Consider the following 16,571-nt stretch of genomic DNA (forward strand, 5'->3'; position numbering starts at 1 on the left):
GCTCCTCTATTTACTTACGAGCAGCTTATAGCCAAGCCCTTTGACTGTAATAAGAGACTTTGGATGGCTGGGGTTAGTCTCGATTTTTTCCCGGATACGCCCGATATGAGCCATGAGCGGTTTTTCATAGCCATAGCTGTCGCCCTCCCATACAAAATCACAGAGGGCGCCAATGGTTACAATTTTCCCTGCATTTTCATAGAGCTTTTGAAGAATGGCATGCTCTTTGGCCGTAAGGGGAAGAATCTCCTCTCCCCTGATAATCTCAGCGCGGTCCAGATCTACTGTGGCGTCAGCCAGGATAAAGGTCGGCGCTTCGTTTTTGTAGGCACGTTTTAAAATAGCTGTGATCCTGAACACAAGCTCCTGGGGCAGAAAGGGCTTGATAATATAATCATCCGCTCCCAGACCAAAGCCGGTGAACCGGTCGTCGGCATTGCCTCTGGCTGATAAAAAAAGCACCGGGATATCCGAGGATCCACGGATGAATTTTAGCAGCTCAAAACCTTCACCATCTGGCAGCATCACATCAAGCACGGCCATATCCGGAGCTTTTTCCAGAAAAACGGTCATTCCCTCGGCCATGCTCGACGCTGTATAAACCTTCGCAAATCCTTCATTTTCGAGTATCTTATGCACCAGCTTTAAAAGCTCTGGTTCATCGTCGACCAGAAGAATGCCTTTATCTTTAATGTAATCCATAATTTTACCTCCTGTTCTAAAGGGATTATACCACATTCTAAGCGCCTTCCGGCGCTACAGATAAAAAAGTAGACTAAAAGTAGAGTGGCTGTAAAGCATTTGTGAAGTGGCGGTGGTAAGCTATAAACAGCTTAGAAAAAGGAGTACAGAAAAAATGAATAATATTGTTGAAACAAAAATGCTTTGCAAGGAATACGATTCAATCTATCGCGTTAAGCATTTAAGCCTCCAAGTGCGTGAGGGTGAAGTTTATGGCTTTCTGGGTCCAAACGGCGCCGGAAAGTCCACTACCATGAAGATGCTTCTGGGCCTGGCGCATCCCACCTCTGGCGATATTACAGTTTTCGGCAAACCCTTCACAGCAGAGAACCGCCTGGATATTTTAAAGCATACTGGATCGCTCATTGAATCTCCGTCCTACTACGGCCATCTGACCGCCCGAGAAAACATGTATATTTTGCAGAAGCTCTCAAATATTTCTGAAAAAGACGCTCTTGAGGCCCTGCGTATCGTGCGGCTTGACAACCAGCTGGACAAAAAAGTCAGCCAGTTCTCCTTTGGCATGAAGCAGCGCCTTGGTATCGCCATGGCCATCGCAGGCTTCCCGAAGCTTCTGATCCTCGATGAGCCTACCAACGGCCTTGACCCTGCTGGAATCGAGGAAATCCGCGAATTGATCAAATCTCTTCCCTCAAAGTACGGCATTACTGTAATGATTTCAAGCCATCTGCTCAGTGAAATCGACCAGATGGCCACCACCTGCGGCATTATCAATCATGGAGAACTTATCTTTCAGGGCAGTCTGAAATCTCTGCACGCATATAGCAGCGCCAGTATAGCTTTTAAAACCAGCAACCCGGTCGGTACAGAAGCTCTTCTGCACCGTATGAAGCCACAAATAGAAGATGACACTGTTCTTGTCCATGATATTGATGATAAAATGACCGCGCAGATCAACCGCCTGCTCATTGAAAATGGGATTGATGTCTACCGTATTGAGGAGCATGCACTGAGCCTCGAGGATATTTTCCTGAAGCTTACCGGTAAAGGAGGCGCGTTATAATGACCTATTTAAAACTGGAATTTTACAAGCTGAAACGCCGCAGGGTTTTTCTGACAACCACAATCATTCTGCTGATCCAGGCCGTCTGGGTCATTGCCGCTACAGATCAATATTTATCGAGAGGACGAATGCTTGATTTTCCCTGGGAATCCTTGCTCATGACCTTTACCTCCATGCAGGTGATTTTCTTTCCCATTGCCGCTGCGGTGCTCAGCAGCCGCATATGCGATATTGAGCATAGGGGTAATACTCTGAAATGGCTGGAGACCACCTCTGAGACCAGAAGCCGCCTTTACCTTGCCAAATTTACTGCCAGCAACCTGCTGCTCTTTATATCCTCACTCATCACCTTTGGCAGCCTGATCGTCTATGGCTTTTTCCTCAAGGATTTCTCAGCTTCCTTTCCAGTCACAGCCTTTCTGACCGCCCTTGTGGGGACAGCTCTGGTTAACGCAGCTTTGCTCGCCCTTTTCCAGGCGATCGCACTGTATTTTAAAAACCAGCTTATCGTGATGGTTGCAGGCATTGTTTCCGGCTTTCTGGGAATCATGGGAAGCCTTCTCCCATCCGCCCTGAGGCGTCTGGTTTTATCCTGCTACTATTTGGATTTATCCCCGGCTGTAATGGCGTATCCCTCCGGGGAAATCCTGCTGACAGCAGTGCCTGTCTGGCCCTTTGCCGTCGCGCTTTTTCTGGGCATTATCCTTTATTTTGCCGGACGTTACTACACCTGCAAAAAAGAATTTTGAAAGGAGTCTGTTATGTTTAAAAATGCTGTTTTGGCTGAAATCCTGAAGCTTAAGGGCTCAAAAATCGCTTTACCTGTAATCCTTCTGCCCCTGATCAGTGTTCTTCTTGGCAGCGGCAACTTTGTCGCTAATCCCCACGAGCTCGTCAACGGATGGTACAGCCTCTGGACACAGGTCGCTCTGTTTTATGGTTATTTCTTTTATCCAATCATTATTTCCATCTGCTGTGCGTACACCATGCGGCTTGAAAAGAGCAATCATAACTGGAACATGATGATGACCTATCCTATCCTTCCGGGAGCTGTTATTCTGTCAAAGCTTATTATCATTTCCATAATCAGCCTGATTGTCCAGTCTTTTCTGGTAATACTCTATCTGACAGCCGGACTGCTTCTCGGTGTTAAAGGCGGCTTTCCACTGGATATTTTAAATTTCAGCCTCTGCGGCCTTGCAGCCTCCATCGCAGTAGCGGCTGTTCAGCTTTATTTATCCATGATCGTTAAAAGCTTTGCTCTGCCCATCGGCATCTGTCTTGGCACCTGTGTGCTGGGGTTGGGGCTCTGCGTCTCTGGCCTGTGGATGCTGTATCCTACTTCCCTGCTGGTCAAGGGCTTTGGCGCGCTGAACCAGGCAGCGCTCAGCCCGCTTGAGCATATCTTGTTTTTTATCCTCTGCGCTGTGTATATCCTTGTTTTCACAGGGCTGGCAATCCGTCGTCTTACAAAGCGGGACACCGCCACATCATAGACGTGATACGTCGAAACGGCGTATCATGAGCGTGTCAAAAAACCTAAGAGACGAAGCCTTTTACCTAAGAAAGGAAAAAGCGTCCTGCGGGCACTGCCTACTCATCTGTATCTTTTTCATGAATGTTGACCCCTGATCTCGCCAATGTCCGGCTGTTCCGGTAAAGCAGTATGATTCCTGACCGTTTACCACAGCGCCTGGACCTTTTTTCTTATCTGGATAAAAGGCCCAGTCTTGGGTTGCTCCACTTCTTTGACAGCCTGATGATACGTCGAAACGGCGTATCATGTCCTGGGCATAACAATTTAAAAAAGGTTTCTGCCGGCGATTAACCAGCAGAAACCTTTTTTATAAAATACTAACAGGGGTTAAGTGTTAGTGTCTAATCCAATTCAGCGAACGTTTTACGGCTTCTTTCCACTCCAGGCTGCGGGTGTCACGAAGCACAGGATCAATTTGGGGCTCAAAGACCTGGTCTGTGTTCAATACATTTTTGACATCCTCCAGGCCGATCATGTTCACGTACAGCGCTGCCATCAGCGCTGCTCCAAGACTGGTGGCTTCCAGTGTATCAGGCCGTGAGACCCTTGCGTCACAGTAATCTGCCAGCATCTGAACCAGCAGATTGTTTTCAGAAGCGCCGCCGTCAATCTTGATTTCCTCAATTTTTACATTGCATTCCCGTTCTACTACATCCAGAATATCCTTGATGCCAAAGGCGATACATTCAAGGGTTGCGCGGGCGATATGGGCTTCTGTGGTTCCGCGGGTAATGCCAATGAGCATACCTCGGGCAAAGGGATCGTTATGTGGTGTGGTCAGTCCTACCAAAGCCGGTACAAAGTAAACGCCGTTGGTATCTGGAACAGAAGCCGCCAAAGCCTCAATATCTGAGGATTTCCGAATAATTTTCAGGCCGTCACGCAGCCACTGAACTGCTGAGCCGGTAACAGACACAAAGCCTTCAACTGCATAGGTAATGGTGTCGCCAAGCTTCCAGGCGATCAGATTATCCACGCCGCCTGAGGCAATATTAAATTTTGAGCCAATGTTGATATCCATAAAGCTGCCGGTACCGTTGGTACATTTCATGGTCCCGGGCTCAAGGCAGCCTTGGGCAAACAATGCGGACTGCTGATCTGCAACCGCCCCGGTAATCGGGATTGCGCTGCCAAAAAGATCGGTGGTTCCATAATCGGAGGATTCTGACTGAATAACTGGAAAAATATCCATCGGGACACCGACGTAATCCAGAAACTCTTTGTGCCATTCACCGGTTCTAAGATCAATACAGCCACTGCTGGAGGCGTTAGAGCAGGAAACCGCATGGGTCTTTCCACCTGACAGCTTCCAGATCATCCATGTATCCATAGTTCCGTACAGTGCCTCACCTCTATCAATTTTTTCTTTGATTTCCGGCACATTGTCCATATACCATTTGATAATCAGGGCATTGTTGTGCGGCGCGATCACCTTACCGGTCTCCTGTAAAATCTTTTCCGCCCATTCGGTCTGCTTAATGGCGTCTACGGCCTGTCCGGTTCGGCTGTCCTGCCATACAATGGCATTGTACAGTGGTTCACCGGTGTTTTTATCCCAGATAACGCAGGTATTCCGCTGATTGGTAATGCCCATACAGGCAATATCATCACTGCTGAGTCCTGCCTTCTCGATGGCCTCGCGGCAGACACCCACACTCTTGGCATAGATTTCCATGGCGTCATGCTCAACCATGTTTTCCTGCGGTGTATACTGCGTAAATTCCTGATAGGCCTGAGCGGCAATGTTGAAATCCGAATCAAAAATCAAAGCCCGGGTGCCGGTAGTGCCTTCATCAATTACTAATACATATTTCCCCATTTTATCTCTCCTCATATAAATATTTAATTTTACCCCTAAAATTATCTTTCGACTAACAAAACGCCCTTATTCATAATGTGGTTTGGATCAAGTGCATCCTTGAGGCGATACATCAATTCATAGGATGAGCCATGCTCCTGCGGCATCCATTTTGTCCGGTATTTTCCAGAGCCGTGATGATGTGCGATGCTTCCGCCCCGCTTCAGTGTTTCTTCCATAATAATGCTGACCAGATCCATATAATCTTTCTGTACGGCATCGACCCCCTTGTCCGCTAAGAAATTAAACCGGCAATAAATATTTGTCCCTGTGAGGTAGCTGTGTGAGGAATGTGCGCCGACAAAGGAAATATTGCTGATTTCATTCTGAATTCTCTCGATCATCGCTTCATAGATGTCCCCGATTTCAGACCAGTTGGCTGCTATTTCAGTGGTGTCTGAAACCAGCCCCTTATTGTAATTGATGGGCTTGTCAATGTTCGGGCAGGAATCGTTTCGTGTTTCCAGCCAGACCTCTACAGGCTTGGTACCCAAGTCTAACAGCTCGTATTCGCCTGCCAGTTTTTCAATGGCTTCGCCTGTAACCCTTGCGATTTCCGCCGGCCCTTCCGCGATAAAGAGAAGCATGGCATAACCCTCTGGAGCGGGCGCTCCCATGCGTTCCGCTACCTCATATTTGTCATGAAGGCGCACCACTGCCGGCTTGTAGCCTGCAATCATAACTTCCCGGATAAAATCAAGTCCCCGCTTCATGCCGATAACACCATAAGCATGCATCCATCTATTCTCTGGCTTGTAAGGATACAGCTTTAAGGAAACCTCTGTCACAAAGCCCAGCATCCCCTCACTGCCAATAAACAGATGTCTGAGATCTGGCCCGGTAGAGCGTCTCGGCACATTTTTTATACGGACAACGGTACCGTCTGCCAGCACCGCTTCCAGCCCGACGATCACATCCTCAATACCGCCGTAAAGGGTTGAAAACTGGCCGATGCTCCGGGTTGCCACCAGACCGCCCAGGCTGGCAAGGGGCAGGGACTGGGGATAGTGCCCGGTGGTGAAGCCCTTTTTGTTCAGCACCTCTTCAAGGTATTCCAGAGGTGTGCCGCACTTGGCGGTTACAATCCGGTTTTCCTCGTCAATCGCAATAATCTCATTCATATCTGAGCCATCTAAAATCACACCGCCCTCTACGGGCTCCAAGCCCATGGTAACGCTGGAACCGCCGGTTCTGGGAACTACATCGGCCTTGTTTGCATTTAAAAATTTTAATACTTCTGAAGCCTGCTGGGTGTCAGCGGGTTTTACAACACAGGCGGCCTTTGGTACCCATATTTTTCCATCTGACCTGTGATAACGTCGAAAACCAATATAATCTCTGGATGCCACTTCAATACTGGCATCGTCTGTGATTACCCGGTCGTCACCGACCACCTTTTTAAGACCTAAAATCAACTCTTCCTGTTTCATGCGCTTTCTCCAATCTGTTGTGTATTTTATTTAAAACGGCTAAGCCGTTATTTCAGCGATTTCCTTCAATAAATCTTCATTAATGGTGTAGCACTGGCTGAACACGCGGTCCATCAGCTTCTGGTATATGGCATGGTGCTCTGCGATCGGGGTATAGGTTTCTGTCTGCTGCCCCATGGCTTCGACAGCCTGCTGAAAATCCGGAAAGATCCCTGCGCCCACCGCCGCGCAGATAGCACAGCCTAAAGAACAGGTTTCAGTTTCGACAGATTTTTTAACCGGGATATTGAATACATCCGCAATGGTCTGAACGGCTGTGACGCTCTTGCTCCCACCACCGCCCACGCGAAGCTCTGTGATGGATTTTCCAATGATGCCGCACATTTCATCTGTGCTGACTTTAAGCTGCATCACAATGCCTTCGATCAGTGATCGGAACATGTGGGCTCTTTTATGGCGGTGGTCAAAACCAATAAACATGCCCTTGGCAGCAGGCTTATCCCAGTTGGATTTCCAGTCTGGAATCGTCACCAGCCCCTCGCTGCCTGCCGGAATGCTCTCCGCCTCCCTGTCAAGGTAGGCTTCAGTGGTCATCCCTAGCTTCTCTGCCTTGGCGTCAAGCCCTTCTGCCAGATTGTCCCTAAACCATGACACCAGCCAAAACCCCTTTGATATTGCCGCCTCGGCATGCCATGTACCTGGAACAGACGCCAGATAAGTGCGGTGCTTCAGCTTTTTGTAAGCATCTGGGATATATTTTTCTCCCACGATGTCCAGGCCGCTCAGGGTTCCCAGCGTAATGTATGCCTGCCCGTCACTGATGGAGCCAGATCCTAAAACCTCACACTGCTTATCACCCGCACAGGCCACCACCGGGCATCCCTCTGGAAATCCTGTAAGCGCTGCCGCTTCCGCTGTGATGTGACCCATCACCTGCCCAGGCTCCACAAAGCGCGCCAGCTGGCTGCGCTTCAGCCCCATCTTTTCAAAAACCTCATCATCCTCATAAAGCGCCCACTGCTCCCGGTCTACAGGCATTCCCAGATTGTTGGCCAGGGTATCCACATAGCCGCCAAAAAGCTGATAGCCCATGTAGCCCGGAGCCGTCAGATATTTGTGTATCTTTCCGGCAAGCACTGGGGAATTCGTTTTCATCCAGTTCATTCTTGAATAATTTCTAAGATAATCACACCAGGGGTCCATCTCTTCAGTGGACGGCGGCAAATGACCGGCGTTCTCACGCCACCGCAAATCCATCCAGCTGATGGGCCTGCAAAGCTGGCGGTTATCCTCTCCGACAAAAAAGGTGGTTCCCCGCTGCCCGGATAAGCCGATCGCAGCGATTTCATGAACATCGCCCTTGAATTTTGAAAACAAATCGTCGCAGGCATGGCAGAGGCCGTTCCACAGATCGTCATAGTCATGTACTGCATAGCCTGCCTTTTCAGCAATCAACGGCGGATGGGCGGCGGTGCCCATACAGACCTTCTGGCCTCTGGTATCAAAAATGATCACTCTGGTGCTCTGTGTGCCGCTGTCAATACCTACCACATATTTTTTATCCATTACTCTTTACCCCTCATTGCGTTTGTGTCTATTTATTCATCTTTTCCAGAAAATTGGTCCCCTGTTCTGAAAAATTGATCTCACTCCAGTCCCTGCCCAGTTTTTTGGCAAGGATCTCGATAACCCGCGGCTGGCAGAAGCCCCCCTGGCATCGGCCCATCCCCGCTCTTGTACGCCGTTTTATGGCCTCGATGGATGCCGGCATAACCGGACTGTCGAGGGCCTCCAATATCTCACCCTCAGTGATGGTCTCACAGCGGCAGACAATTTTTCCAAAAGAAGGCTCTCTCTCAATCAGCCTCCTCTTCTCATCCGGCGGCAGTTTTCTGAAAAGTGTTTTGGGCTTTTCCCGCGGCTGATAATCCTGACGGACATCAAGTTTTCTGTTTTTCTTCTCAAAATCCTCCAGCACAATATCCTCGACCATTTTGGCGATGGCTGGCGCCGAGGCCAGCCCAGGCGACTGGATCCCCGCTACATTGATAAAGCCGTCGGTCACCGGAGACATCTCAATGATAAAATCCTCTTTAAAATCCGCTGCCCGCACCCCTGTAAAAACGCGGATAAGGTCTCGCTGCCCCACGTTCTTGTGCTGGTTGCAGCTCATGGCATATTCCAGGCCATCTGGGTCGGTCGCGGTGTCCTCCTTATTCCAGACCTCTTTGGCTGACGGGCCAAGCAGGTAATTCCCCTCTGGTGTTTTGCAGCAGCCTCCGCCCTTCGATTCAACATTTTTGATGTTTTTCATCCGGTTTTCAAGGGCGTTTCCCACAAAGCCCATCTGGGGCCTGTAGGGATACTGCTTGGCCTTATCCAGAATGGCGATGGTTCCCTTTCTTGGATGAATGGTAAAGGAACGGTCTCCCGCCATTTCTGAAAGATCATCGGCGTAAACGCCAGCACAGTTAATGACACAGCCCGCCTTGATAATGCCCTTTGGCGTCACTACGCCTTCAACTCTGCCATCATGCCTCAGCACATCACAAACCGGCGTGTTAAACCAGAATTTAACACCGTTATGAGCGGCGTTCTCGGCCAGTGCCACTGTGACGTCATAGGGTTCCACATGGGCCAGGCTTGGCAGCCAGACTGCCGCGATGGGCGGATTGTCCAGCTTTCTGAGTTCTGGCTCGATGGCCATTGCCTGCTCGCCGTCGAGCATCTCAATGCCGTCCACACCGTTTTCCACACCCTTGTCATAGCGCTCCTTAAGGGCCGGGATGTAAGCCTCCTCCCACGCAATATACATCAGGCCGTTCCGCTGAAATACAAACCCCAGCTCATCTGCCCACCTGTCATACATCCGGTTTCCCAATATATTGAGCCTGGCTTTAAGGGTTCCGGTTTTGGCCGCGTGACCCGGATGAATATTACCATTATTGGCTTTAGATGCACCCGTACAGACGTCATCGTTCTTTTCGACAACAATAATTTTCAGAGAATACTTAGCCAGTTCCCGCGCAATTCCACAGCCGATGACGCCCGCTCCAGCAATGACAACATCCGCTTCTCCCACCAGTCCGGCTTCAAAGCCCTTTGCCCGTCCGCTCTGGTAGTCCTTTCTGGGAATCTCCAGTCCCTTTACCCACATATCGCTGACGACATTTTTTACTCCCGGCACATTGGCTGCACTGTGTCCCACATCAATTAACTGCTGCCAGTCCACGCACTCTCCTGCCAGTGTTACGATCTGTCTTTTGTCGACTGAAACCTTGATTTCAAGCCCAGGATATGCTTCCCTGAGCGCCTTTTCTACTGTGTTTTTTATGCTGTTCATACTTCTCTCTCCCACGTCAGCCGTTTATGTCCATTTAGGTTTATTTTTAAGGACATATTAGGACATTTTATCTTTTTTGTCAAGGCTTTTTTGGTTTATGTTTCCTTTTTGAACATTTCTTAAGTTTTTTTGCACTAAAAAAACCGGTATGGGAAATTTCCGTATTTTCCCATACCGGTTTTATCATTTGTTATTCAGCAATTATGACGGTCAGCCCCATTTCCTCATAGTGCTTGATCATTTCTTTGTCTGCCTCTGCATCGGTCACCAGGACGTCGCCCGGGCGCAGTGTTGACACATTAATGAAATCTCGTTTAAAAAGCTTGCCAGCGTCCATGAGCGCGACCAGCCTTTTGGAGTGGCTCGCCAGCTGCCGGTATACACCGTACTCGGCAGGGCCGCGGTGGAAAAGGTTTCCCTGTTCATCCACTGTTGTGGCGGATACAAAGGCCAGATCAAAGTAAAAATCCCGCAGTGTGTTTTCTGCAATGGTGCCTGAAGTGCTGAGGGTATGCTTTGTGATTTCTCCGCCCACCATAAAGATACCGATCTCACTGCGGCTGTTGAGCTGGTTGACTACTGTGACAGAATCGGTCACAACATAAAGGCGCTTAGTATTGTCAATATGCTCTGTAAAATGATAGAGTGATGAACCGGCGCCGATAAAAATCTTCTGGCCATGCTCAATCAGTCCTGTGGCCTTGAGCCCCATTCGTTTCTTTTTGTCTGCCTCGATGTTCAGACGAAGCTCCAGAGGCTTTTCTCTGAGGATATCCTCCTTGACAAGCTGTGCCCCGCCATGGGTTCTCAAAAGCTCTCCCTCGGATTCCAGAAGCTCCAGATCACGGCGGATGGTCTTCGTGGTTACCTGAAAAATTTCACTGAGCTGGGAAACGCTAACGGTCCCCTGCTGTTGCAATAGCTGAATAATTTGTTCTAATCGTGGATTTTTCAACGTTCTCCCTCCTCTATTGGTTAAGCATAGCCTAAGTTATTTTAAAAGTCAAGGGGCGCAGACGATGAAGGTACGTCGTTTCGACGTACCTTCATCGATGGATTTACTGTTCCTCTGTTTTTTCCTCCACGATCGGGTCAATATGGATAGTGACATCACAGTGGCACTGGCTTTTAAGCTCGTCCTCAATACTGGTAATAATCTCGTGGGCGGTGACCATGTCCAGCTGACTGGACATTTCCACATGCAGGGAGACATCGGCGTGTGCCGGGCCATAGTCGTGAATGAGCAGCTCATGCATTCCCTTTATCTCTGGATGGGACATGACGATGCGGTGAATTTTCTCCACAAAGCCCTCATCGGGAGGAGCGCCAATCAGGGGCTGAACCGAGTCCTTTGCAGATTTAATACCTGTTATCAGGATAAAGGCCGCCACAATTACACCCATATAGCCGTCCAGATCATAGCCTGTAAAATAATTGATGGCCATACCGATCAGTACCACCAGCGTGGCCAGGCTGTCGCTGATACTGTCCAGGGCTGTGGCCTCCATGGCTGAGGAATTGATCCTCCGGCCCAGCTTCCGGTTAAACAAAAACATCCAGAGCTTCACTAAAATCGAAGCGATCAAAATGACAAAAACCACAAGGCTTACCGAGGTCTCCGCCGGGTTTAAAATCCGTTCTGCGGACGATTTAAGCAGCTCAACCCCCATAAGAATAATGGCAACGGATATAAACAGCGCGCTGAGGTACTCGATGCGTCCATGGCCGTAGGGGTGCCCGTGGTCAGCAGGTTTTCCCGCCATTTTAAAGCCCAGCAGCGTGATGATGGAGGAGCCGGCATCCGACAGGTTGTTGACCGCATCGGCCACAATAGAGATGGCGCCTGTCACAAAGCCCAGCAAAAGCTTTCCTAAAAACAGCAGCAGATTGCAGGCAATGCCTACACCGCCGCTTAATACACCGTAGGCCTGTCGGACCTCCGGGTCTCCGGTTTTATCGCCCTCTTTAATAAACAGGCGTACCAGTAAACGGGTCATTAATTACTTCCTTTCTCAGTTAAAAAAGAGCTGCCGCACTCTGTGCAGCAGCTTTCCATTCATTATTTCACCGCAATAAATTCAATCTCGACCTTGGCATCCTTGGGTATTCTGGCTGCCTGCACACAGGAACGGGCCGGCTGGTTTTCTGTAAAATACTCGCCGTAAATGTCGTTCAGCACAGTAAAATTGGCAAGATCATCGACAAAAATTGTGGTTTTAACCACATCAGAATAGTCATATCCTGCTTCTTTTAACACTGCGCCCATGTTGAGCATCACCTGTTTCGCCTGGGCCTCAAAGGCTTCCGGCATTTCGCCTGTGGCCGGATCAATCCCCAGCTGCCCGGAGGCGTACAGAGTGCCGTCTACTACCAGCGCTTGAGAATATGGGCCAAGGGCCGCAGGGGCTTTATCTGTTGCTACTTTTGTTTTCATGATTGTTCTCTCCTTTGTCGTCACTTAAAATGTTTTCCGCGCTTTCAGAAACAGCTAAAATGCTGTCATCTGCTGGTGCTTCGTGCTTTTTAAAGCGATGCTTAAACCACATCAGTCCACCCTGGGACATACCTTCTCCGCCCTCTCCGTCATCAAAGGTTGAGACGAACAGGAAACGCCGGATGGCAAACAGGATGGCGATGGATATAATACTCATCAAATTTTCGAAGGGCGTGGTGTGCTCAACGATCAGCTCCCTGGCAATGGCAAACAGCAAAACCTCTATGACCGACGCGGTGGAGTGCTTGATCAGCATTTTAAGAAACTCAATGCCGATGAGCGTGTTAAAGGCATAACCCAAAAACACCCGGAAGGCCTGCGAATCGCCGTAATTTCCTATAAACTGCCAAAGATCGGGAATCAGAGCAAGGGCTGAAATAATAATGGCAATGGCGATGAGGATGGCGATAAAAATCTCCAGTACCCGCACAAAGCCCAAAAGCTTATTTTGAATTTTATGTTGCATTGTCTCCTCCTGTTTATGGTTCCCACTGCATTATACCATAATCAGTCCCTGTCTTAAAGCATATCTCCATTATTTTCATCCAGCAGGGCGCTTTCTTTCTTTTTGCGCCGCAGATGATACACATCATAGCCCATGAGCAGCAGCAGGGCGCCGCCCATCACACCGGCAAATACCATAAACAGCTGGCGCATAAACAGCACCGTCTCCCACTTCATGGGACTGCCGTAGATAAACGGAAAAGCACAGATAAATGAAAAGACCGTAAAGGCCATAAACAGCCCGATATATGCTTTTTTCCAGGGCTTTGCCTGGGGCGTACAGCCCATGTACTTAAACAGATAGGCCACCCCCAGCATCAGGAAAGGAATCATCGGGAAATAGTGATATAAAAAGGTATCCCGCGTGATAAAAAGCCAGGGAATCATCTGGGAAAAGTAACCAACACCGATGACGATACCGGCAGAATGGCGTTTCCATATCCCGTGGACCAACGCAAAGGCTGTGCCGAAAAGGCCAATTCCCCAGACCATCGGGTTGCCAGTCGCGTAAAGATAAATGGTTTCCGGCGCCTTCTGATAATAGTAAAACACTGGTTTTAAAGCCAGAAGCCAGGTATACCATTTGGAGGAATAGGGATGGTGGTAATGGGTCGAAGCCCCGGTGTGGTAGCCGAACATCTGCTGCTGATGGCCGAAAAACACCTCGAAAAACCCCTTATCGGGTATGGTGCCCGCATAAGGAATATAGGACAGGGTGTAAATGGTCACCGGAACGACGATAAAAGCCAGGCAGCAGAAAAAGGACTCGCCGAGTCTTTGCCGCCGGACCCCTTTATCGCCCTTTACCATATCCCGGATGAGCCAGTAAAAATACAGAACTGCCAGTCCAAGGGCCGCGTAACAGCCTGACCACTTGGTGCCAATGGCAAGGCCGGTAAAAATCCCACTGAGCAGCAAAAACACATACCGGGCTGGCCTTGATGTACTGATGTGAAAAAAGTATAGGAAGGCATACATAGCCAGGATAAAAAAGACAAGAAAGGCGTCCAGGGTTCCGATCCGTGTCTGTGTATAATGCAAAAAATCGAAAGCCAGCAGCAATGTGGCAATACCGGACCACAGCGGTGATTTGAAAAGTGCCTTGCCGAAGAAATAGATCAGCGGCAGCATGGCGATACCAAAAAGCACCTGCATAAAGCGGAATCCAAAGGGCGTTCTGCCAAAAAGATCCATTCCCAGGCCAATGATCAGCCGGCCCACCGGAGGATGATCCATCTCGGCCACACTCAGGCCATCCTGCATTTCCAGCGCTGAGGCGGGAAAATAGCTCTCGTCAAAGTAAGCGCTGTTCAGCCGGTCTGAGGTGGTCCGCACTGTCTCCGGCTCATCCAGAAGCCTCGCGGAACCTTCGTTAAGGGGCGTTGCTGCCAGCCTGTTCCCGTTTTTGTCAAAGAATGCCACCTCGCTTAATACCAGACGGTTGGCAGTATCCAGCTTTTTAACTTTGATGTACCGGGTATTCTCATCCGTGTTCAGCGGGTAGTGGTACCAGATCATGGCCGCTGTATAGTCGGTGTCGTCGTCCCGGGTATCAAAGGCCTGTTTCCAGTTCACGCCATCATCTGAGCATAATATCTGTATGCCCACATATTTTGAGGAATCATTAACCGTTGGATACAACGCGATGGACGCCGGCTGTTTCTGAAGCTCAAACTCTGCGGCGGGTGTCCCCTCCTCCATATCATAATAGGTCTGGGGCTCAACTCTTGAGCCCAGATTCCAGTAGCCTACAACGCTGTAAATCAGGATTACTGCCACCAGAAAAATGATTTCCTTTTTACTGAGATGATAAAACTTTTCTGTCATTCTGATCATTTTCCTTTCTTCTATTTTTAAAGAGCAGGGCTATCCCCACAATGACGCCCATGAGACTGATGGTCTCACTGACACGCCGGAGAGGCGTTCCCTTGTATTGGACAATTAACATACCGGTTTCATTAACTGCTACTTCTGCCATGCCATTTACGTTTCGGTAAACCTCGACGCGATTGCCATTAAGCATGGCTTCATACCCACTATAATAAATGAGCGGCAGTTCATTTGAACCGTTTCGTTCTAATTCTATTTTATACAAACTATAATTAGTGCGTTTTGCAGTGCTTTGATGGTTTTTTTGTGATTCCTGGATGTGTGATAAAGTGACATCCTCCGGTAAATACTCACATCCTGCGGCAAAGGTGGGGTATGTATTGACAACCATCTGCGCATAATTTTTATAAGTATACGCAACATTTGCAAAATATGCTATGACCATAATTCCAGCTGCGATGGCCGCGATGATCACCTGGTTTTCCCTTTTTTCTGTCATGCTCTCAATAATCCTGCCAGAAGCAAAGCACCAGAATACTGAGATAAACAGATAGAACCGCCATGGAAACTGAAGGGTTGACAGTACATTCTCAAACAAATGCCAGGGAAAATATACCGACGCGCAGAACAGCAGAAGCAGGCCAGACAGCGAAAGAATCTGTATCAGCCTGTCACTTCTGTTAAAAAACAGACCCGCTATTATCAGCAGTGTCAGCGCCAGACCAATCCCCGCCGGCGGTACATATTTTTCGCCGATACTTTGAGGTATTGCCAGAATTAAATTTTTAAAAGGCACGGCCCAGTCCGAAATACTCCCGAGCAGTCCGGTGTCGCCCCAAACAGGATTAACCATCAGCTGTTCCAGCATGGGCAGCAGAAAAAACAAAGTCAGGACAATGCTCCAAAGCGCTGCTTTCCCAAGTGCCGCCAGCCTTTCCCGCTCGCGGGCCAGCCTTGGTATATTGAACAGCAGAAAGACAGCGGCGAATCCCCCCATCAGCACGGCGGTCAGGACATGTGAAAGCACCAGACCGCTAAAGCCGCTGAACAGCAAGGGCCACTTCTCCTTCTCGCCGTAAACCACCTGCCAGAAGCCTGCCACAATAAGCGGCAGAAAGACAAAGGCCAGAAGCTCCCCCACCGACGACCGCTGATAAAGGTCAGTGGTGTGAAAGGAGCATAGGAGGTAAAGCACAGTGGAAGCCGAGGCCGCAAAATCAGACCGCCATACCGATTTGACCGAAAGGTACATGGTGCAGGCCATAGCGCCTGTGAGCAAAATCAGAAAAGCCTTGTAGGCCGTGATGGCCGGCATGCCCAAAAGCGACAGTACTGCCGGAATATACAAAAAGAAATCCGGATAAAAAAGCCCGTTGCCATAGCCGTAGCCATTAAAGTAATCGGCATAGACTCCTGGTAAAAAAATGCCATTTTTAAGACCTTCTGCGATCGAGACGACCCTGGAAAGATGGAAGCTTGCATCATTTCCAAAGGGGATGCCATCCTTAAGAAGCAAGGGCAGCACCACTGCCAAAGCTGCCAGAAAAGGGATACCCCACCAAAGAATTTGTTTATTTTTTATAAAGAATTTTTTAGATTCCATTCTTTTCTCTCATTCTTTTCTCTCATTATTATACCAATCTGACTGCGATTTGTAAAACCAATGATTTTGTAAAGCTTCGGTTAAATTCCGTTAACTCTTTGTTAAGTCTATTGAATTGTGGGATTTTTAGATTTAAAATACGCCTAGGCTTTTGAAAGAACACTTTTATCCAATAAGCCATTTGTTTTAACCAAAATGTTAAGGAGT

14 protein-coding genes are annotated in these 16,571 nt (G+C 48.8%); 3 read left to right on the top strand and 11 right to left on the bottom strand.

From position 1 onward, the window contains the following. Positions 1-6: 6 nt before the first annotated feature. Positions 7-702 (bottom strand): response regulator transcription factor, encoded by a 696-nt coding sequence (locus tag BUC22_RS09830; protein WP_013380612.1) that lies wholly within the window; start codon positions 700-702, stop codon positions 7-9. 154 nt (positions 703-856) lie between these two features. Between BUC22_RS09830 and BUC22_RS09835 the strand changes: the two genes are divergently transcribed. The 3 genes from BUC22_RS09835 to BUC22_RS09845 are packed head-to-tail and all read left to right on the top strand — an operon-like array spanning position 857 to position 3,261. Beyond that, positions 857-1,765, top strand: a complete 909-nt coding sequence (locus tag BUC22_RS09835; protein WP_013380613.1) for an ATP-binding cassette domain-containing protein — start codon at positions 857-859, stop codon at positions 1,763-1,765. Continuing rightward, on the top strand, positions 1,765-2,514 hold the full coding sequence (locus BUC22_RS09840; RefSeq protein ID WP_013380614.1) for an ABC transporter permease: 750 nt from the start codon (positions 1,765-1,767) through the stop codon (positions 2,512-2,514). The genes BUC22_RS09835 and BUC22_RS09840 overlap by 1 nt, the downstream gene beginning before the upstream one ends. A gap of 12 nt (positions 2,515-2,526) precedes the next feature. After that, the gene (locus BUC22_RS09845; protein ID WP_013380615.1) at positions 2,527-3,261 is read left to right on the top strand and encodes an ABC transporter permease; all 735 of its coding nucleotides are present in this window, start codon (positions 2,527-2,529) and stop codon (positions 3,259-3,261) included. A gap of 375 nt (positions 3,262-3,636) precedes the next feature. Here the strand turns inward: BUC22_RS09845 and BUC22_RS09850 are convergent, their stop codons facing one another. From BUC22_RS09850 to BUC22_RS09895, 10 genes are all read right to left on the bottom strand, one after another. Then, positions 3,637-5,121 (bottom strand): FGGY family carbohydrate kinase, encoded by a 1,485-nt coding sequence (locus tag BUC22_RS09850; protein ID WP_013380617.1) that lies wholly within the window; start codon positions 5,119-5,121, stop codon positions 3,637-3,639. Between the two features lie 41 nt (positions 5,122-5,162). Further along, complete coding sequence (locus BUC22_RS09855) at positions 5,163-6,590, bottom strand: FAD-binding oxidoreductase (protein ID WP_013380618.1); 1,428 nt, start codon at positions 6,588-6,590, stop codon at positions 5,163-5,165. 39 nt (positions 6,591-6,629) lie between these two features. Beyond that, complete coding sequence (locus tag BUC22_RS09860) at positions 6,630-8,156, bottom strand: FGGY-family carbohydrate kinase (RefSeq protein ID WP_013380619.1); 1,527 nt, start codon at positions 8,154-8,156, stop codon at positions 6,630-6,632. 28 nt (positions 8,157-8,184) lie between these two features. Further along, positions 8,185-9,933 (bottom strand): FAD-dependent oxidoreductase, encoded by a 1,749-nt coding sequence (locus BUC22_RS09865; RefSeq protein WP_013380620.1) that lies wholly within the window; start codon positions 9,931-9,933, stop codon positions 8,185-8,187. Between the two features lie 190 nt (positions 9,934-10,123). Beyond that, positions 10,124-10,888 (bottom strand): DeoR/GlpR family DNA-binding transcription regulator, encoded by a 765-nt coding sequence (locus BUC22_RS09870; RefSeq protein ID WP_070081231.1) that lies wholly within the window; start codon positions 10,886-10,888, stop codon positions 10,124-10,126. A gap of 103 nt (positions 10,889-10,991) precedes the next feature. Beyond that, positions 10,992-11,930, bottom strand: a complete 939-nt coding sequence (locus BUC22_RS09875) for a cation diffusion facilitator family transporter (protein ID WP_013380622.1) — start codon at positions 11,928-11,930, stop codon at positions 10,992-10,994. Positions 11,931-11,992: 62 nt separating this feature from the next. Next, the gene (locus tag BUC22_RS09880; RefSeq protein WP_013380623.1) at positions 11,993-12,367 is read right to left on the bottom strand and encodes a RidA family protein; all 375 of its coding nucleotides are present in this window, start codon (positions 12,365-12,367) and stop codon (positions 11,993-11,995) included. Next, positions 12,342-12,893 (bottom strand): phosphate-starvation-inducible PsiE family protein, encoded by a 552-nt coding sequence (locus tag BUC22_RS09885; protein WP_013380624.1) that lies wholly within the window; start codon positions 12,891-12,893, stop codon positions 12,342-12,344. The genes BUC22_RS09880 and BUC22_RS09885 overlap by 26 nt, the downstream gene beginning before the upstream one ends. 53 nt (positions 12,894-12,946) lie before the next feature. Continuing rightward, positions 12,947-14,767 (bottom strand): phospholipid carrier-dependent glycosyltransferase, encoded by a 1,821-nt coding sequence (locus BUC22_RS09890; RefSeq protein ID WP_013380625.1) that lies wholly within the window; start codon positions 14,765-14,767, stop codon positions 12,947-12,949. Next, a complete protein-coding gene (locus tag BUC22_RS09895) occupies positions 14,730-16,364 on the bottom strand; it encodes a 6-pyruvoyl-tetrahydropterin synthase-related protein (protein WP_013380626.1) in 1,635 nt (544 codons plus the stop codon). Before BUC22_RS09895 ends, BUC22_RS09890 begins: the two co-directional genes overlap by 38 nt. Positions 16,365-16,571 lie beyond the last annotated feature (207 nt).

It is taken from the genome of Eubacterium callanderi (genome assembly GCF_900142645.1).
In the GTDB taxonomy this organism is placed as follows: Bacteria; Bacillota; Clostridia; order Eubacteriales; family Eubacteriaceae; genus Eubacterium; species Eubacterium callanderi.

Bases quoted from the DNA above. Each gene is read 5' to 3' on its own strand.
- BUC22_RS09830 (WP_013380612.1), bottom strand. From the start codon at position 702: ATGGATTACATTAAAGATAAAGGCATTCTTCTGGTCGACGATGAACCA.
- BUC22_RS09835 (WP_013380613.1), top strand. From the start codon at position 857: ATGAATAATATTGTTGAAACAAAAATGCTTTGCAAGGAATACGATTCA.
- BUC22_RS09840 (WP_013380614.1), top strand. From the start codon at position 1,765: ATGACCTATTTAAAACTGGAATTTTACAAGCTGAAACGCCGCAGGGTT.
- BUC22_RS09845 (WP_013380615.1), top strand. From the start codon at position 2,527: ATGTTTAAAAATGCTGTTTTGGCTGAAATCCTGAAGCTTAAGGGCTCA.
- BUC22_RS09850 (WP_013380617.1), bottom strand. From the start codon at position 5,121: ATGGGGAAATATGTATTAGTAATTGATGAAGGCACTACCGGCACCCGG.
- BUC22_RS09855 (WP_013380618.1), bottom strand. From the start codon at position 6,590: ATGAAACAGGAAGAGTTGATTTTAGGTCTTAAAAAGGTGGTCGGTGAC.
- BUC22_RS09860 (WP_013380619.1), bottom strand. From the start codon at position 8,156: ATGGATAAAAAATATGTGGTAGGTATTGACAGCGGCACACAGAGCACC.
- BUC22_RS09865 (WP_013380620.1), bottom strand. From the start codon at position 9,933: ATGAACAGCATAAAAAACACAGTAGAAAAGGCGCTCAGGGAAGCATAT.
- BUC22_RS09875 (WP_013380622.1), bottom strand. From the start codon at position 11,930: ATGACCCGTTTACTGGTACGCCTGTTTATTAAAGAGGGCGATAAAACC.
- BUC22_RS09880 (WP_013380623.1), bottom strand. From the start codon at position 12,367: ATGAAAACAAAAGTAGCAACAGATAAAGCCCCTGCGGCCCTTGGCCCA.
- BUC22_RS09885 (WP_013380624.1), bottom strand. From the start codon at position 12,893: ATGCAACATAAAATTCAAAATAAGCTTTTGGGCTTTGTGCGGGTACTG.
- BUC22_RS09890 (WP_013380625.1), bottom strand. From the start codon at position 14,767: ATGATCAGAATGACAGAAAAGTTTTATCATCTCAGTAAAAAGGAAATC.
- BUC22_RS09895 (WP_013380626.1), bottom strand. From the start codon at position 16,364: ATGGAATCTAAAAAATTCTTTATAAAAAATAAACAAATTCTTTGGTGG.